Below are 16,634 nucleotides of genomic sequence, written 5' to 3'. Positions count from 1 at the left end.
GCCGTTTTCGTTCGTAGCCTGACGGACGCCACTGACGAAGCCGAGGCCGCCATGTTGATCAAGCGCACGCCGAGCTGGACCCTTCGCGAGAGCGAGCTGACGCCTGAGCGTCTGGTCCTGAGCCGCAGAGCGTTGGTGGCGGGAGCTGTCGGCGGCGCGGCCGCGGCGTTCGGCGCAGGGTCGGCGAAGGCCGGATGGCTGTTCGGATCGGACGAGAAGCCGGCTCCGCCGGAGGTCGACCCCAGCGCCGGGCTCTATCCGTTCAAGCGCAACGACGGCTATGCGCTCGATCGCGCGGTGACGCCGGAGGACGTCAATCTGAACTACAACAACTTCTACGAGTTCGGGACGAGCAAATACATCGCCGACGAGGCGCAGAAGCTGCCGTTGCGGCCCTGGACGCTCAAGATCGGCGGGCTGGTCGAGCGGCCGCGCGAGATCGGGATCGACGACCTGCTGAAGGCGCTTCCGCTCGAGGAGCGGTTCTACCGGCATCGCTGCGTCGAAGCCTGGGGCATGGCGCTGCCGTGGAGCGGGATCCCGATGAAGGACTTCGTCGCCTGGGCGAAGCCGCTCGGCTCCGCGAAATACGTGAAGATGACGACCTTCCTGAACCCGAAGGTCGCGAGCGGGCAGCGCTCGCCGCTGTACGAATGGCCCTATGTCGAGGGCCTGACGATGGCGGAGGCGACGAACGAGCTCGCCTTCCTCGCAACCGGCGCCTACGGCAAGCCGCTCGCGAAGCAGATGGGCGCGCCGATCCGGCTGGCCGTCCCGTGGAAGTATGGCTTCAAGTCGGTGAAGTCGATCGTCAGCGTGGAGTTCACCGAGACCCGCCCGAAGACGCTGTGGGCGGCGGCGGGACCGAGCGAGTACGGCTTCTGGGCCAACGTGAACCCGCAGGTCTCGCATCCCCGCTGGAGCCAGGCCCGCGAGCGGGTGCTGGGCGGTGACGAAACCCGCCCGACGCTGCTCTACAACGGCTACGCGGAGCAGGTCGCGGGGCTGTACAAGGGTCTCGAGGGCGAAAAACTGTTCATGTGAGGCCCGCTGCGGCGCCGCGGTCGCTTGCGTCTCCGCGCGTCACGCCGCACAGTCATGCTATGCGCGCATGGGTCCTGACCGACGGTAAGGCGGGCGACGAGCAGCCCTGCCTCGGCGTGGCGGAGGCGGTCGCCGACCGTATCGAACGCCGGCGTATCGCGCCGCGACGCCCGTGGGTCTGGCTTGCTCCCTGGGGACCGATCGACCCGCGCGACGCGCCCGACCGGATGGGAAGCCCGATCGCTCCCAAGCCGGGCGAGGGCTGGCCTGACGTGGTGATCGCGGCGGGCCGGCGCGCCGCTCCCTACCTCAGGCGGATCAAGACAGCCTCAGGCGGCAAGGTGCTCACCGTCTTTCTGCGTGACGCGCGCGCTGGAGCAGGCGTCGCGGACGTTGTCTGGGTCCCCGAGCATGACCGGCTGCGGGGGCCGAACGTGGTGGTCTCGACCACAAGCCCGCACCGGGTAAACGCGGTGCGGCTCGCCGCCGCCCGCGGCGCGCCGCCGCTGGTGGGCCCCGACGTCCCCGGCCGGCGCGTCGCCGTGCTGCTCGGCGGCGACACCCGCCACCACCGATTTTCGGCCGAGGACATCGACCGTCTGGTCGCGGGGCTGACCCGCCTGAAGAACGACGGCGCGGTGCTGATGGCGACGGCCTCTCGGCGCACGCCGCAGCCGCTCGCTCTGGCGGTTGAACGGCTTGCCCACTACTTCTGGGATGGAACAGGGGATAACCCCTACATTTCGTTGCTTGCGCAGGCCGAAGCGCTCGTGGTGACCGCGGATTCCACCAATATGGTGGGAGAGGCGGCGGCGACGGGCCGCCCGGTGCTGGTGTTCGAGCCCTCGGGCGGACGACGGAAGACGCGCGCGTTCCTGGATCGGTTGACGGCGCTCGGCGTGATCCGGCCGTTCTCCGGCCGGCTGGAGCGCTACTCCTATCCGCCGCTGGACTCGACGCCCCAGATCGCCCGGGCGATCCAGGCGCTGGCCGCGACGCGCGACATCCTGCGGCGTGACGTCGACCGGAAGGCCCCGGTCGCCGCGCGCGAAACGAACGGACGACCGAAATGAGCTCAGCTCCCGCCCGCCACCATCGCCTCGTCATCCTCGGGTCCGGCCCGGCCGGCTGGACCGCCGCGGTCTATGCGGCCCGCGCGATGCTGGAGCCCCTGGTCATCTCCGGCCTTCAGCCGGGGGGGCAGCTCACCATCACGACCGACGTCGAGAACTACCCGGGCTTCGCCGAGCCCATCCAGGGTCCCTGGCTGATGGAGCAGATGCAGATCCAGGCTGAGCGGATGGGGACCAAGACCCTGTTCGACCATGTCGCGAAGGTCGACCTGTCGCGCCGGCCCTTCGTGCTGGAGACCGAGTCCGCCGGGACCATCACCTGCGACGCGCTTGTGATCGCGACGGGCGCACAGGCCAAGTGGCTCGGCCTCGACAGCGAAGAGCATTTCAAGGGCTACGGGGTCTCCGCCTGCGCGACTTGCGACGGCTTCTTCTTCCGCAACAAGGAGGTCGTGGTGGTCGGCGGCGGCAACACGGCCGTCGAGGAGGCGCTGTTCCTGACCAACTTCGCCTCCAAGGTCACGGTCGTCCACCGCCGCGAAGGCTTCCGCGCGGAACGGATCCTCCAGGACCGGCTGTTCGCGCATCCGAAGGTCGAGGTGGTGTGGAACGCCGCCATCGCCGAGATCCTCGGGGGCGGGACGCCTCCGAAGGTGCACGGGGTGAAGCTTGTCGACACGCGGACGGGCCAGCACAGCGAACTCGCCTGCGACGGCGTGTTCGTGGCGATCGGCCACGCGCCGGCGACCGAGCTGTTCCGGGGACAGGTCGACACCCGGCCCTCCGGCTATCTCGCGGTCAAGCCAGGCACGTCCTTCACCAACATTCCTGGCGTGTTCGCCGCGGGCGACGTCGCCGACGAGACCTACCGACAGGCCGTGACCGCGGCCGGCATGGGCTGCATGGCCGCGCTCGACGCCGAGCGCTTCCTCGCGGCCGAAGACGCGGCGCGGCAGGCCGCGTGAGACGACGATTGGGCTGACGCGGCGGACGCCGCGCGCCGACAGGGCAAGGGGAGGGCGGCCGCCATGGTCGGTCCGGCCTATGAGGGGGAACGGATGGACTGGGACAAGCTGCGGATCTTCCACGCGGCCGCCGACGCAGGCAGCTTCACGCGCGCCGGCGAGGTCATGGGCCTCAGTCAGTCCGCCGTCAGTCGCCAAGTCTCCGCGCTAGAGCACGAGCTGAAGGTCCCGCTGTTCCATCGACACGCGCGCGGCCTGATCCTGACGGAGCAGGGCGAGATGCTGTTCCGCACCACCCAGGACGTCTTCTCGAAGCTCGAAGCCGCGCGCTCCATCCTGACCGACAGCCGTGAGCGGCCGAACGGCGTCCTTCGCGTCACCACCACGCTGGGCCTGGGCACCGGCTGGTTGAGCTCGAAGCTCGGGGAGTTCATGGAGCTCTATCCCGACATCCAGCTCCATCTCATCCTGACGGACGACGAGCTCGACCTGTCGATGCGCGAGGCGGACGTCGCGATCCGGCTGCGTCAGCCGACGCAGCCCGACCTGATCCAGCGGCGCCTGTTCACGGTGCACTACCACGTCTGCGCTTCGACCGAATATCTCAAGCGCCACGGCCGGCCGACGAGCGTCGCGGACCTCGACAGCCACCGGCTGATCGAGTTCGGAGGCCCGGTGCCGCCGTTCCTGCAGAGCATCAACTGGCTGCTCACCGCCAACCGCAGCCCCAAGAGCCCGCGGCCTGCCAGCCTCGTCATCAACAGCGTCGCGGCGATCAAGCAGGCGTGCGAACGCGGCATCGGCCTCGCGGTGCTGCCCGACTATTTCGTCGAACCCGAATCGCAGCTGGTCCGCGTCTTGGGCGACGCCGAGATGCCGACGCTCGACGCCTACTTCGTCTATCCGGAGGAGCTGAAGAACGTCGCGCGCATCAACGTGTTCCGCGACTTCCTGCTCGCGAAGGCGCAGCGCTGGTCTTATTGACGCAGCTCTCGGCCCCAGGCGGCCGGCGGTGCGGAGATCAGAAATAGGGGCAATCGCGGTGGACGAGGCTGCATGTCATTGAATGGCTTGACGAAAAAAGGCGATAGATCGCACCTATCGATCGACGTGCACAGTTATTGACCTTTTTGCACATGCTTGGCGCCTAGTTTATCAGCAAATGCATAGCGGTTATGCCGTTCCATGCGTTGTTCCGCAGGGCTGCGCCCCGCATTTTCCTCGCATGCTGACTGCGATCTGGTCGCGCGACCTCCTCCTGCGCGGCCGCAATTGGCTGTTCCCCTCAGGATTCGGCGCGCGTCCCCTCGCGGCCGGTCCCAAACTTTCCGCCGGATCTCATCGAGGTCCGGCTTTTTTTATCCCGCGCCACGTACCTCCGCCGCGGTGTTCGCTCTTGCGCCGGCTGCGCTCTTGAGTTCAGAAGGGCGCCCGACTACACCGGTGCATTGTTGCATCGCACCATTCGGATGCCCGCTGCATGCGTGGACGTTTCGACGCCATCGATCTCAAGATCATGAGCGAATTGCAGGCGGACGGCCGGATGACCAACGTGGAGTTGGCCCGGCGCGTTGGCATCTCCGCGCCGCCCTGCCTGAGGCGTGTGCGCGCGCTTGAGGAGGCCGACGCCATCCGCGGCTACCGCGCGCTGCTCGACGAGCGCAAGCTCGGTTTTGAGGTGACGGCGTTCGCGATGGTCCAACTCGCCGGCAACTCTGAAGCGGACCGTGCCGAATTTGAGGCGCGGGTGCGCGACTGGTCGACGGTCCGCGAGTGCCACATGCTTTCGGGCGAGGTCGACTTCATGTTGAAGTGCGTCGCCCGGGACCTCACCAGCTTCCAGAACTTCGTGATCGAGTTGACCGCGGCGAAGAACGTAAAGTCGGTGAAGACGGCTCTGGCGCTCGGTCAAGTCAAGAACGAGGCGACCGCGCCGTTCGACGGCGGCGTCTGACGCAGAGCCGTCGCCTCTCCTCCGCCAATCTCGCGCTCGCGATCTTTTTAGGGATCGGTTCGGCGTTTCAGCCGTTGTGATTGGGAAGGCTCGGCTTGCGGGCCGCAATCCTTACGGAGACGCCGCGACATGACCACCGCTCAGACCCACACCCCGCCGCCCGGCGCCGTCACGGAAAAGGTGACGCCCGTCGAAGCAAAGCAGGGAACGGACGCGCCGAAGGGCATGCCCGTCGTCGTCGTCGTCGGCACGCTCGGGGCCTTAGTCGCGATGGCGATCGCCTGGTTCGTTATTTTCTGAGAGCCGCGACGTCGACCGCGCCGAGAGGCGCCGCGCAAAAACACAACGGCCCGCTCAAGAGCGGGCCGTTTCCGTTTGCTCGGACCTACGCCGCGCCTGGAGTCGTCAGGCGAAACGGACCTTCAGAACTTCGTAGCTCTTGCCGCCGCCGGGCGTCACGACCTCGACCGTGTCGCCGACCTTCTTGCCGACGAGCGCGCGGGCGATCGGGGACCCGATCGAGACCCGGCCGTTCTTCACGTCCGACTCCGGCTCGCCGACGATCTGGTAGACCTTCTCCTCGTCGGTGTCCTCGTCGATGAGCGTCACCGTCGCGCCGAACGTGATGGTGTCGCCCTTGAGCTTCGTCGGGTCGATGATCTCGGCGCGCGCGATCATGCTCTCCAGTTCCGCAATACGGCCCTCGTTGAGGCTCTGCTGCTCCTTGGCGGCATGATATTCGGCGTTCTCGGACAGGTCGCCGTGCGAGCGCGCCTCCGCGATCGCCGCGATGATCCGCGGGCGCTCGCTGGACGCTCGGTGTTTGAGCTCCGCCTCAAGCGCAACGTGGCCTGCGGCGGTCATCGGGATCTTGTCCATTTCCGTCTCTCTCAAAACAAAGCGACGCCCCGCCCCGTGGAGAGCTCCAGGGGACGAGGCTTCGGACTTCGGGAGCGTCGCCGGCCGGCGCGACGTTCCGAGCGGAGGGCTTAACCGCCCTCTTCGCTCTTTCCGAAGTAGGATTGCAGGGCGCGCACCTCAAGGTCTCCGCCGAGATAGGCTTTGATGCCTTGAGCCGCAGCCACGGCGCCAGCGAGCGTCGTATAGTACGGCACTTTGTGCAAGAGGGCTGCGCGGCGGAGCGAGCGGCTGTCGGCGAGCGCCTGGGCGCCGTCCGTGGTGTTGAACACCAGCTGCACGCCGCCGTTCTTGATGGCGTCCACCACGTGCGGACGGCCCTCCAGCACCTTGTTGATCTTGCGCGCGTCGACGCCGTGGGCGGCGAGGTGGCGCTGGGTGCCCGAAGTCGCGATCACTTTGAAGCCGACGTCGGCCAGCATCCGGACCGCCGGCAGCACGCGGTCCTTGTCGGCTTCCTTGACCGAAACGAACAGCGTGCCGGACTGCGGCACGCGGGTGCCGCCGCCGAGCTGGCTCTTGGCGAAGGCGACGCCGTAGTCGTAGTCGAGCCCCATCACCTCGCCGGTTGACCGCATCTCCGGTCCGAGCACCGTGTCAACGCCGGGGAACCGCGCGAAGGGGAACACCGCCTCCTTCACCGCGATATGGCCGAGCGGCTCCGCCTTCAGCCCGAACGAAGCGAGGCTCTCGCCCGCCATCACCCGCGCCGCGATCTTCGCGAACGGCTGGCCGACGACCTTCGCCACGAAGGGCACGGTGCGCGACGCCCGCGGGTTGACCTCGAGCACATGGATCACGCCGTCCTTGATGGCGTACTGCACGTTCATCAGGCCGCCGACCTCAAGCGCGAGAGCGAGCGCCCGGGTCTGGTCCTCAAGCCGCCTGATCATCTCGGGCTCGAGCGAATGCGGCGGGAGCGAACAGGCCGAGTCGCCGGAGTGGATACCCGCCTCCTCGATGTGCTCCATGATTCCGCAGATGAAGACGTCCTTGCGATCGCACAGCGCGTCGACGTCGACCTCGATCGCGTCGGAGAGGTAGCGGTCGAACAGCAGCGGGTTCTTCGACAGCACGGTGTTGATCTGGCCGGTCTTGTCGTTGGGATAGCGCTGCTTGATGTCCTCCGGCACGAGGTCCGGCAGCGTGCCGAGCAGGTAGTCCGAGAAAGCGCGGTCGTCGTGGAGGATCGCCATGGCGCGGCCGCCGAGCACGTAGGACGGGCGAACCACCAGCGGGAACCCGAGGCCCTCCGCCACGACGCGGGACTGCTCCACCGAGTAGGCGATGCCGTTCTTCGGCTGCACGAGCTTGAGCTTGTCGAGCAGGCGCTTGAAGCGGTCGCGGTCCTCGGCGAGATCGATCGCGTCCGGCGTCGTGCCGAGGATCGGCACGCCCGCGGCCTCAAGCGCGTTGGCGAGCTTCAGCGGGGTCTGGCCGCCGAACTGCACGATGACGCCGTGGAGGGTCCCGTTCGAGGTCTCCGTTGCGATGATCTCGAGCACGTCCTCTTCCGTCAGCGGCTCGAAGTAGAGCCGATCGGAGGTGTCGTAGTCCGTCGAGACGGTCTCGGGGTTGCAGTTGACCATGATGGTCTCGTAGCCGGCCTCCGACAGCGCGAAGCAGGCGTGGCAGCAGCAGTAGTCGAACTCGATGCCCTGGCCGATGCGGTTTGGTCCGCCGCCGAGGATGATGACCTTCTTCCGGTCCGAAGGCGCCGCCTCGTCGACCGCGACGCCGGCGAACACGGGCGCGTAGGTGGAGTACATGTAGGCGGTGGGGGAGGCGAACTCCGCCGCGCAGGTGTCGATGCGCTTGTAGACCGGCCGCACGCCGAGCGACCGGCGCCGCGCCGAGACCTGCTCCGCTTCGAGGCCTGCGAGCGTGGCGAGCCGCTTGTCGGCGAAGCCCTGCGCCTTGAGCTTGCGGAACGCGCGCTCGGTCGTCGGCAGCCCGAAGCGCCGGACCTTCTCCTCGGTCGCCACGATGTCGGCAAGCTGCTCCAGGAACCACGGGTCGATCTTGCAGGCCTCATGGATCTCCTCGACCGTGAAGCCGAGGCGCAGCGCCTGCGCGCATTTCACGAAACGGTCCGGCGTCGGCTTGCCCAGCGCCGCGCGGATCGCGTTGCGGTCGTCGCCCTGGCCGAGGCCGTCGATCTCGATCTCGTCGAGGCCGCCGAGACCGGTCTCCAGCGAGCGCAGCGCCTTCTGCAGGCTTTCCTGGAAGGTCCGGCCGATCGCCATCGCCTCGCCGACCGACTTCATCGAGGTGGTGAGCGTCGGCTCGGCGCCCGGAAACTTCTCGAAGGCGAAGCGCGGGATCTTGGTGACGACGTAGTCGATCGTCGGCTCGAACGAGGCCGGGGTGGCGCCGCCGGTGATGTCGTTGTCGATCTCGTCGAGCGTGTAGCCGACCGCGAGCTTGGCCGCGACCTTGGCGATGGGGAAGCCGGTGGCCTTGGAGGCGAGCGCCGAGGAGCGCGACACCCGCGGGTTCATCTCGATCACGATCATGCGGCCCGTGGCAGGGTCGATCGCGAACTGGACGTTGGAGCCGCCGGTCTCGACGCCGATCTCGCGCAGCGTCGCGAGCGAGGCGTCGCGCATGCGCTGGTACTCTTTGTCGGTCAGCGTCAGCGCCGGGGCCACCGTGATCGAATCGCCGGTGTGGATGCCCATGGGATCGATGTTCTCGATCGAGCAGACGATGATGCAGTTGTCCGCCTTGTCGCGGACGACCTCCATCTCGTACTCCTTCCAGCCGAGCACGCTCTCCTCGATGAGAACCTCGTCCGTGGGCGAAGCGTCGACGCCGCGCTCCACGATCTCGAGGAACTCTTCGCGGTTGTAGGCGATGCCGCCGCCGGTGCCGCCCATGGTGAAGCTCGGGCGGATGATCGCCGGCAGGCCGATGTCCTCAAGCGCGGCGAGCGCCTCGGAGAGGTTGTGGGCGAGGCGCGAGCGCGGCGTCTCCAGCCCGATCTTGGTCATGGCCTCGCGGAACAGCTCGCGGTCCTCGGCCTTGTCGATCGCCTCAGCCGTCGCGCCGATCATCTCGACGTCGTGCTTCTCGAGCGCGCCCATCTTCTTCAGCGACAGCGCGCAGTTGAGCGCCGTCTGGCCGCCCATGGTCGGCAGCAGGGCGAAGCCGCCGGGGAGGACGTGGCGCTCCTTCGCGATGATCTTCTCGACGATCTCGGGCGTGATCGGCTCGATGTAGGTCGCGTCCGCCATGTCCGGGTCGGTCATGATGGTCGCGGGGTTCGAGTTGACGAGGACGATCCGGTAGCCTTCCTCGCGCAGCGCCTTGCAGGCCTGGGTGCCTGAGTAGTCGAACTCGCACGCCTGACCGATGACGATCGGACCGGCGCCGATGATCAGGATCGTGGCGATGTCTGTGCGTTTGGGCATGGGGCAGGCTTTCCGGGTCCGCGGCGTGCGCGCGTGGGACGGGGGTCCCCGCGTTTTAGGGCGCGTGGCTCGTGGGGGCGATTGCGTGGCTGAGCGCGTCCAATACACAGTCCCGGCGGGGCAGGGAAGGCGTCATGTCGCTTGATCGCCCCTCGCGCGCCGCATCATCCCGGAGAAACGGCCCAATGACCACGCCTTCGACCGCCCGCCGTACCGTTCTCGTCACCGGCGCCTCGTCAGGGATAGGCGTGGAGCTGGCGCGGCTGTTCGGCGCCAACGGCGACGATCTGGTGCTGGTCGCCCGGCGTGAAGACAGGCTCAAGGCGCTGGGGGACGAACTGTCCGCCCGCCATGGGATCAGCGCGCACGCGGTCGCGGCCGACCTCGCGGCCCCCGATGGCGCGAAGGAGCTCGCGCTCGCCGTCGGCCGCGCCGGCCACGTGGTGGACGTGCTGGTGAACAACGCGGGATTCGGGTTGCGGGGGACCTTCGCCAAGCTTCCGCTCGACCGTCAGCTCGAGATGATCGCGGTCAACGTCACCGCCCCCACGGCTTTGGCGGGCCTATTCCTCCGCGGGATGCTGGCGAGGGGGCGCGGCGGGATCCTCAACGTCGCCTCGCTCGCAGCCTTCCAGGCCGGGCCCAACATGGCGGTCTACTACGCCACCAAGGCCTATCTGCTGTCGCTGTCGGAAGCTCTCCACGAGGAGGCGCGTGCGAAGGGAGTCACGGTGACGGCGCTGTGCCCCGGCCCGGTGCCGACGGAATTCTCCTCCGTCGCCGATCTCGGCGGCACGCGGCTGTTCAAGGTCGGCGTCGTCTCGGCCGAGGCGGTGGCCAAGGCGGGCTTCGACGGCTTCCAGAAGCGTCAGGCGATCGTGATCCCCGGCGGGATGTCGAAGGTGAGCGCCCTGATGACGCGCCTTGTCCCCCGCGGCGTCACCCGCCGCATCGCCGAGGCGCTGCAAGACGTGGAGGAGTGAGGGCGGCACGGTTTTGCGCTCATGACCCGACGCGGGTTGTTCTCCTGAAAGGGGGAGGGAGATCAGGTCGCGTAGGTCCCCAGCCAAATAAAAAGGGCGGCCGAAGCCGCCCTTTTCACTGTCTCGGCCTAAGCGCTCAGAAGCCTGCGCCGCGGCCACGCATGAAGCGGTCGAACTCCTCACGCTGGCGCACGTCGTCGACGCCGCCGCGCTCAGCCCGCAGATGCGCCTCGAAGGCCGCAGTGGTCTCGTCAAGCTTGCGACGCTCGTCCTCGATGCGCTTCAGCTCGGCGGCGCGCCAGGCGTCGAAGGCGGCGTTGCCGGTCTCCCGCGATTTCCGGCCGAAGCCGAATTCGCTGCGCATGTTGCGGGTGAAGTCCTCCGCCGCGCGCGAAAACGTGTCGTTCGCGCCGGAGAAGCCGTTGTTGGAGCGGAACGGGTTCTTCGGCCCCCGCGCGAAGGCCGCGATCTTCTCGCCCCAGATCACGTAGACCACCATGGCGAGGCCGAGCGGCCAGAACACGATGAAGCCGATCGCGGTAAGCGCGATCGTCAGGGCGTTCCAGCGGTGCGGCACGCCGGGAATGGCGGCGGCGCTGGCGTCGTCCGCATAGGGGTTCGAGGTCATGCTTCGGTCTCCGGCAGGCCGCACGTGGAACGAGTGTCGCGGCGGTATCAGGCTGAGGATCTACGTGGCGACGGGCGCGGCCCGCTTCAAGATCATGGGGCGACCGACCCCGCCATTCTGGCCGGCCTGCGGGAGCGCCCCATCTACGGAGGCGGATCGACGTCGTTGTAACGCCCACGCGCGCGTGATCGCGTCATATGCGTGAGACGAATCGTGACTAGAACGAGGATTAGGCAACGGCTCGGAGGGCCGCTCAGTGTCGGAATCGGAAGAAGGTCGGCGCTTCAGGGCGTTGTTTATCTCCGACGTCCACCTCGGGACCAAAGGATGCCAGGCGGAGCTTTTGCTCGACTTCCTGCGGGACCACGACGCCGACGTGATCTACCTTGTCGGCGACATCGTCGACGGCTGGCGTCTCAAACAGAGCTGGTACTGGCCGCAGTCCCACAACGACGTCGTACAGAAGCTGCTGCGCAAGGGCCGCAAGGGCGCGCGCATCATCTACCTGCCCGGCAACCACGACGAATTCCTACGGACCTACTACGGCTCGCATTTCGGCGGCATCGAGGTGATGGAGACCGCGATCCACGAGACCGCCACGGGCAAGCGCTACCTCGTCATCCACGGCGATTTCTTCGACGTGGTGGTGCGGCACGCGAAGTGGCTCGCCTTCCTCGGCGACTGGGCCTACGAGACCGCCCTGACCGTCAACACCTACCTCAACATGGTCCGGCGCAAGCTCGGCTTCCCCTACTGGTCGCTGTCGGCCTGGGCGAAGCTGAAGGTGAAGAACGCGGTCAACTTCATCGGCCAGTTCGAGGAGACCTTGTCGGCCGAGGCGCACAAGCAGGAGGTGGACGGCGTCATCTGCGGGCACATCCACCACGCCGCCATGCGCGACATCAACGGCGTCGCCTACGTCAACACCGGCGATTGGGTTGAAAGCTGCACCGCTGTGGCTGAGAATTACGATGGCAGCTTCGAGCTGATCCGGTGGACCGAGAACCGCCCCGCGGTTCAGGCTCCGGTCGTCGAAACCGCCGCGCGCGGCATCCGCGCCGCCGCTTAGCACTCGGTCCGCGCGTAGGAGCGCTGCTTCGTTCATGCGCGTTCTTGTCGTCACCGACGCATGGCGGCCCCAGGTCAACGGGGTCGTGCGGACCATTGAGCACCTGATCGAGCAGGCGCCGGCCTTTGGCGTCGAGATCGAGTTGTTGACGCCTGAGCGCTTCCGCACGCTGCCGATGCCGACCTATCCGGAAATCCGGCTGGCGCTCGCCCGCGCAGGGGCCGTCGCGAAGATGATCGCCGCGGCGAACGTCGATCACGTCCACATTTCGACCGAGGGGCCGCTTGGCATCGCCGCCCGGCGGGCCTGCCTCAAGGTCGGCCGCCCCTTCACCACGAGCTATCACACCCGCTTCCCGGAGTACGTCCGCAGCCGCGCGCCGATCCCGGAGCGCTGGACCTACGCCTGGCTCCGCCGCTTCCACAACGCCGGCGCGGGGGTCATGGTGGCCACCGCCTCGCTCCGGAGGGAGCTCGCCGCCCGCGGGTTCGAGCGTCTGATGCACTGGACGCGCGGCGTCGACGCCGACCGCTTCCGCCCGAACCCCGAGGCCCGCGCCTTCGACCTGCCCAGGCCGATCTTTCTCTATGTCGGGCGCGTCGCGACGGAGAAGAACATCGAGGGCTTTCTGTCGCTCCACCTGCCTGGCTCGAAGGTGGTGGTCGGCGACGGCCCGTCCCGCGCCGAGCTCGAAGCAAAGTTTCCGGACGCGCATTTCACCGGCACGCTGGAGGGCGGCGCGCTCGCCGAGGCCTACGCGTCGTCCGACGTGTTCGTGTTCCCGAGCCTGACCGACACCTTCGGCATCGTAGTGCTGGAAGCGCTCGCCTCCGGGGTGCCGGTCGCGGCCTTCCCCGTCACCGGCCCGCTCGACATCCTCGAAGGCTCCGGCGCGGGGGCGCTGGACGAAGACCTGCGGGCCGCGGCGCTGGCGGCGCTCGAGATCCCGCCCGAGCGGGCCCGCGCCTTCGCGCTGACGCAGGGCTGGAAGGAGGCGACGGCGCTGTTCGTCGCCAACGTCCGCGAGGTCATCGCGCGGACGACGCCGGATCGGGCGGCCTAGGCCACGGGAAGCGCCCCCGCTTGCCGCGGTCCGGCGCCCTTGACGCCCTCAGGCGAACAGCAGCGCCTTCTCGACGTCCGACAGGCTTTCCAGCAGCGCGCGGGACAGCGGGCCGGGTGCGAGCGGGCGGGGCGGGCTTACGCGCTCCTCGGCGGCGCGCGACCACGCCGGCGGAATCGCAGGTTGAGGGGCGCGGGGTGGGAGCAGGGGGGCGGCGCGCTGCGCCCGGGCCTGCATGCGGGCCTGTGCGGCGCGGATGCGCGCCTCGCGCTTCGCCTCCCGCGTTGCGGCGACGTCGTCGGCGGGCGTCGTGCGGACGGGCTCGGGAGAAGAAACCGGCTCGGGCTTCGGGACGTCGAGTGATTTCGGCGCCGGAGAGAAGGTCGGTCCCGGAAGCGGCGTGTGGACAGGCTCGGGAGCGACCTCCAGGGCGGCCAGGGCCGGCGTCTCCGGCGAAGGCTCGGGCGCCTGGACGACGCCGGCCGCGACATTTCGCACGGCGGCGATGGCGCGCTCGAGCGTCGCGATGCGGCTGACCGCCAACTCCACGCGCTCCTCCGCCTCGGCCGGCGCATCGAGAGCCGACCGCAGCCGCGAGGCCGCGTCCGCGAGCTTCGCGAGGGTCGGCGCGATGCGCTCGATCGGCGGTTCAGGCTCCGGCGGCGGCGGGGGCAGGACGCGCGTCTCGGCGAGCCGACCCTCGAGCCGGCCGAGCGCCTCGAGGATGACTCCGGTGTCTGCGGCTCGGTTGCGCCGGGCGAACTCCGCCAGGAACCAGCGGCCGCGCTCCGTCTCCATGACCGCCTGCTCGATCGACTCGTAGTCGTCGAGGGTGAGCGGGGAGGGAGGGTTCATCGCACTGGGCTCCGCTGCGCCGGGCGGGAGGGGTCCCGAACGCCGCGCAACGTTTGAGCCTTACAGGGATTCGCCCGATTTGTGAGCCGCCTCCGATCGTTCCGGGCGCGTCATCCCCAGAGCGCGGGCGAGGGAGGCCGCAACAGGCTGCCCTCGTAGATCAGGCCGTGCTCGCGGTCGCGGGCGAGCAGCAGCGGACCGTCGAGATCGACGACCGCCGCGCCCTGCGCGACCAGCACCGCCGGCGCCATGGCGAGCGAGGACGCCAGCATGCAGCCGACCATGAGCGTGAGCCCCGCGTCCCGCGCGTCCGACGCCAGCGCCAGCGCCTCGGTGAGGCCGCCGGTCTTGTCGAGCTTGACGTTGATCGCGTCGTAGCGGCCGATGAGATGCGCCAGGCTCGCGCGGTCGTGGGCGCTCTCGTCGGCGCAGACCGGGATGGGCCGCTCGATGTTCGCCAGCAGGGCGTCGTCCGCCGCCGGAAGCGGCTGCTCCACCAGCGTCACGCGGGCCTCTGCGCAGGCGGCGAGGTTGCGGGAGAGCGCGGCGCCGGTCCAACCTTCGTTGGCGTCCACGATCAGCTCAGCGTTCGGCGCGCCAGCGCGCACGGCGGCGATGCGGGCGGGATCAAGATCGTCGGCGCCGCCGAGCTTCACCTTCAGCAGCGGACGGGCCGCCGCCGTCTCGGCCGCGGCGCGCATGCTCTCGGGCGTCCCAAGGCTCAGCGTGTAGGCGGTGATCAGCGGCGCGGGCTCCGGCAGCCCCGCGAGCGCAGCCACCGTCGCGCCGGCGCGCTTCGCCTCGAGGTCCCAAAAGGCGCAGTCAAGCGCGTTGCGCGCGGCGCCGGCGGGGAGCCGCGCCTGCAGTGCGGCCCGGTCGAGACCCGCCGCAATCTCCGGGCCGAGGCCCTCGATCTCGATCTTCACGCCGTCGGCGGTCTCCCCGTAGCGGGAGTAGGGGCGGCACTCGCCGCGGCCGCGATTTCGGCCGTCGGTCAACTCGACGACGACGGTGACCACCTCGGTAACGGCGCCGCGCGCGATCGCGAAGGAGCCGGCGATCGGCCAGCGTTCGATGCGGGCCTCGAGCGTCACGGGCATCAGGCGAACCTTTGGGCGGGGCGGGGCGGGGCGGGGGAGGCGAACGTGGCCCAGCCGCCGCCCGAGCTCAAGCCCGGGGAGGAACCGCCGACGTCACTCCGCCGCCGCGCGCGCCGCTTCGATTTCGAGCGACGCCTGCACGCGCTTGTCCTGAGCGGTCGTCAGCCGCTCCATCTTGCGCAGGTCGGAGTCCGACAGGTTGAGCGCGGTCTCGACCCAGAGCTCCGTCACGTCGCGCAGCTCCTCGTAGGGCACGGGGGTCACGCGGCGGCCGGCGCGGTAGATCGCCGAGAGCCCGTTGTGGCGGCGCAGATTGCGCGTGAGCAGCCTGTGGGTTTCCGCGACGCCGTCGCCCGGCTCCGCCAAGACCTGAACGACGCCGAGCGCGTGAAGCTCTTCGGCGGTGTAGAGCTTTCCGCTCATGATCATGCGCTCGGCCTGGGCCGCGCCGATGCGGCGCGCGAGCAGGCTGTAGGCGCCCATGCCCGGAAACAGGTTGAACAGGATTTCCGGCAGGCCGAACTTCACGCCGCGCTCGGCGACGATCACGTCGCAGGACAGCGCGGCCTCGAAGCCGCCGCCGAGCGCGTCGCCCTGCACCAGCGCGACCGTCACGACCGGCTTGTCGAAGGCGACGGCGTTTTCGTGCAGCACGTCGATGCAGGCGTGGGCGTAGGCGGTCAGCGCCTCGTGGTCGCGGGCGCGGATCCAGCCGGCGAAGCGTTCGAGATCGCCACCGAGGTTGAAGATGCCGGACAGGCGGGACGCGAGCACCCACTGCTTCAGCGGGGCCGGGGCGTCCGGCCGACGCGTCGTGAAGGCCTCGCGGATCGCGCGCTGGTGGGCGGAAATGTCTCGCAGCAGGCCGGGAGTGAAGCTGGGCGCCTCGGCTGGATTCATCCAGCACCAGCAGGTCGACAGGGAGGCGTCGTACTCGACCTCGATTTCGTCGTAGCTGTCGGAGCCGAACCCCGCGCTCGTCGGAGCGGCCTGCGGGCCCTTCACGGCGGAGGTCATGGCGTTAAGCCGAGCCCGCGCCAACTCAAGGCCGAAGAACGGCCGATAACCGGGAACGCCGATCGATGTCGCCATCGTCAAACTCCACGCTGCGCAACCCAAAGATGTACTGCCGCGCCTGCTACCGATATTAACGGTCTGTTTACCTATTTGAAGAGGGCGATTGCCGCAGGACCTGCGCAAGCCTCCGCGTTAACCACGACGTCTTGGCTCCACTGTGCGCGCTATTTGGCCATAACGTGTGCCGTTGCGGGACGACGGCGTCGTCTCACAATGAAGCGCGGCGCGGATCCACTAAAGGCCGCCGTTCCACCGGCGACGCACTTCGCTGAGAGGTTGTGTGACCGGCGATCATCAAGGACTGAGAGGCTCGGCCGCAGTGATTCGACTTTGCCGAGTCTTGGGTGCGCTCGCGCGCCTCCATGAAATACGGCGAACTTTGGGCGTCGAGGGCGCCGGACGATTGCGGCTCCGCAATTGATGATCCTGGGTGTGCGTCATAATGACGCATACCGCTAATTGTGGGCTCGCAGATTGCCTCGCCCCGCGAAT

General features: G+C 68.7%; 15 protein-coding genes. 9 read left to right on the top strand and 6 right to left on the bottom strand.

Features of this window, described 5'->3' with window-relative positions:
- Positions 1-51: 51 nt before the first annotated feature.
- The 6 genes from msrP to METY_RS21220 all read left to right on the top strand — a co-directional run bounded on the left by msrP (position 52) and on the right by METY_RS21220 (position 5,336).
- Positions 52-1,044, top strand: a complete 993-nt coding sequence (msrP, locus tag METY_RS10745; protein ID WP_103121391.1) for a protein-methionine-sulfoxide reductase catalytic subunit MsrP — start codon at positions 52-54, stop codon at positions 1,042-1,044.
- A gap of 59 nt (positions 1,045-1,103) precedes the next feature.
- Entirely contained in the window at positions 1,104-2,117 is a 1,014-nt protein-coding gene (locus tag METY_RS10740) for a mitochondrial fission ELM1 family protein (RefSeq protein ID WP_103121390.1), read from the top strand.
- Positions 2,114-3,082, top strand: a complete 969-nt coding sequence (trxB, locus tag METY_RS10735) for a thioredoxin-disulfide reductase (protein ID WP_103121389.1) — start codon at positions 2,114-2,116, stop codon at positions 3,080-3,082. Before METY_RS10740 ends, trxB begins: the two co-directional genes overlap by 4 nt.
- A gap of 63 nt (positions 3,083-3,145) precedes the next feature.
- Positions 3,146-4,066, top strand: a complete 921-nt coding sequence (locus tag METY_RS10730) for a LysR family transcriptional regulator (protein ID WP_103121388.1) — start codon at positions 3,146-3,148, stop codon at positions 4,064-4,066.
- 496 nt (positions 4,067-4,562) lie between these two features.
- Positions 4,563-5,036 carry an Lrp/AsnC family transcriptional regulator gene (locus METY_RS10725; protein ID WP_103121387.1) on the top strand — a complete coding sequence of 158 codons (474 nt, stop codon included), beginning with the start codon at positions 4,563-4,565 and terminating at the stop codon, positions 5,034-5,036.
- Between the two features lie 129 nt (positions 5,037-5,165).
- Positions 5,166-5,336 (top strand): hypothetical protein, encoded by a 171-nt coding sequence (locus tag METY_RS21220; protein WP_200819656.1) that lies wholly within the window; start codon positions 5,166-5,168, stop codon positions 5,334-5,336.
- A gap of 105 nt (positions 5,337-5,441) precedes the next feature.
- Here the strand turns inward: METY_RS21220 and greA are convergent, their stop codons facing one another.
- Positions 5,442-5,915, bottom strand: a complete 474-nt coding sequence (gene greA / locus METY_RS10720) for a transcription elongation factor GreA (protein WP_103121386.1) — start codon at positions 5,913-5,915, stop codon at positions 5,442-5,444.
- A 110-nt stretch (positions 5,916-6,025) separates the two neighbouring features.
- Positions 6,026-9,367, bottom strand: coding sequence for a carbamoyl-phosphate synthase large subunit (carB, locus tag METY_RS10715; RefSeq protein WP_103121385.1), 3,342 nt, complete (start codon positions 9,365-9,367; stop codon positions 6,026-6,028).
- Positions 9,368-9,552: 185 nt separating this feature from the next.
- Between carB and METY_RS10710 the strand changes: the two genes are divergently transcribed.
- A complete protein-coding gene (locus METY_RS10710) occupies positions 9,553-10,350 on the top strand; it encodes an SDR family NAD(P)-dependent oxidoreductase (RefSeq protein WP_103121384.1) in 798 nt (265 codons plus the stop codon).
- A 136-nt stretch (positions 10,351-10,486) separates the two neighbouring features.
- Here the strand turns inward: METY_RS10710 and METY_RS10705 are convergent, their stop codons facing one another.
- Positions 10,487-10,978 carry a DUF2852 domain-containing protein gene (locus METY_RS10705; RefSeq protein WP_103121383.1) on the bottom strand — a complete coding sequence of 164 codons (492 nt, stop codon included), beginning with the start codon at positions 10,976-10,978 and terminating at the stop codon, positions 10,487-10,489.
- A gap of 256 nt (positions 10,979-11,234) precedes the next feature.
- Here METY_RS10705 and METY_RS10700 point away from each other — a divergent pair, with 256 nt between their 5' ends.
- Together METY_RS10700 and METY_RS21685 are read left to right on the top strand one after the other, a co-directional pair.
- Entirely contained in the window at positions 11,235-12,047 is an 813-nt protein-coding gene (locus tag METY_RS10700) for a UDP-2,3-diacylglucosamine diphosphatase (protein ID WP_103121382.1), read from the top strand.
- A 34-nt stretch (positions 12,048-12,081) separates the two neighbouring features.
- Positions 12,082-13,110, top strand: coding sequence for a glycosyltransferase family 4 protein (locus tag METY_RS21685; RefSeq protein WP_103121381.1), 1,029 nt, complete (start codon positions 12,082-12,084; stop codon positions 13,108-13,110).
- 48 nt (positions 13,111-13,158) lie between these two features.
- Here METY_RS21685 and METY_RS10690 read toward each other — a convergent pair whose 3' ends face one another.
- The 3 genes from METY_RS10690 to METY_RS10680 all read right to left on the bottom strand — a co-directional run bounded on the left by METY_RS10690 (position 13,159) and on the right by METY_RS10680 (position 16,157).
- Positions 13,159-13,965, bottom strand: a complete 807-nt coding sequence (locus METY_RS10690) for a hypothetical protein (protein ID WP_103121380.1) — start codon at positions 13,963-13,965, stop codon at positions 13,159-13,161.
- 110 nt (positions 13,966-14,075) lie between these two features.
- Positions 14,076-15,065, bottom strand: coding sequence for an N-acetyl-D-Glu racemase DgcA (gene dgcA / locus METY_RS10685; protein WP_200819655.1), 990 nt, complete (start codon positions 15,063-15,065; stop codon positions 14,076-14,078).
- A 93-nt stretch (positions 15,066-15,158) separates the two neighbouring features.
- Positions 15,159-16,157: a crotonase/enoyl-CoA hydratase family protein gene (locus METY_RS10680; protein ID WP_103121378.1), complete on the bottom strand. Its 999-nt coding sequence runs from the start codon at positions 16,155-16,157 to the stop codon at positions 15,159-15,161.
- Positions 16,158-16,634 lie beyond the last annotated feature (477 nt).

The organism is Methylopila sp. Yamaguchi (assembly GCF_002897035.1).
Lineage (GTDB): Bacteria > Pseudomonadota > Alphaproteobacteria > Rhizobiales > Methylopilaceae > Methylopila.
Note: the sequence above shows the minus strand (reverse complement) of the source record. Positions and strands in the feature narration are given on the sequence as shown.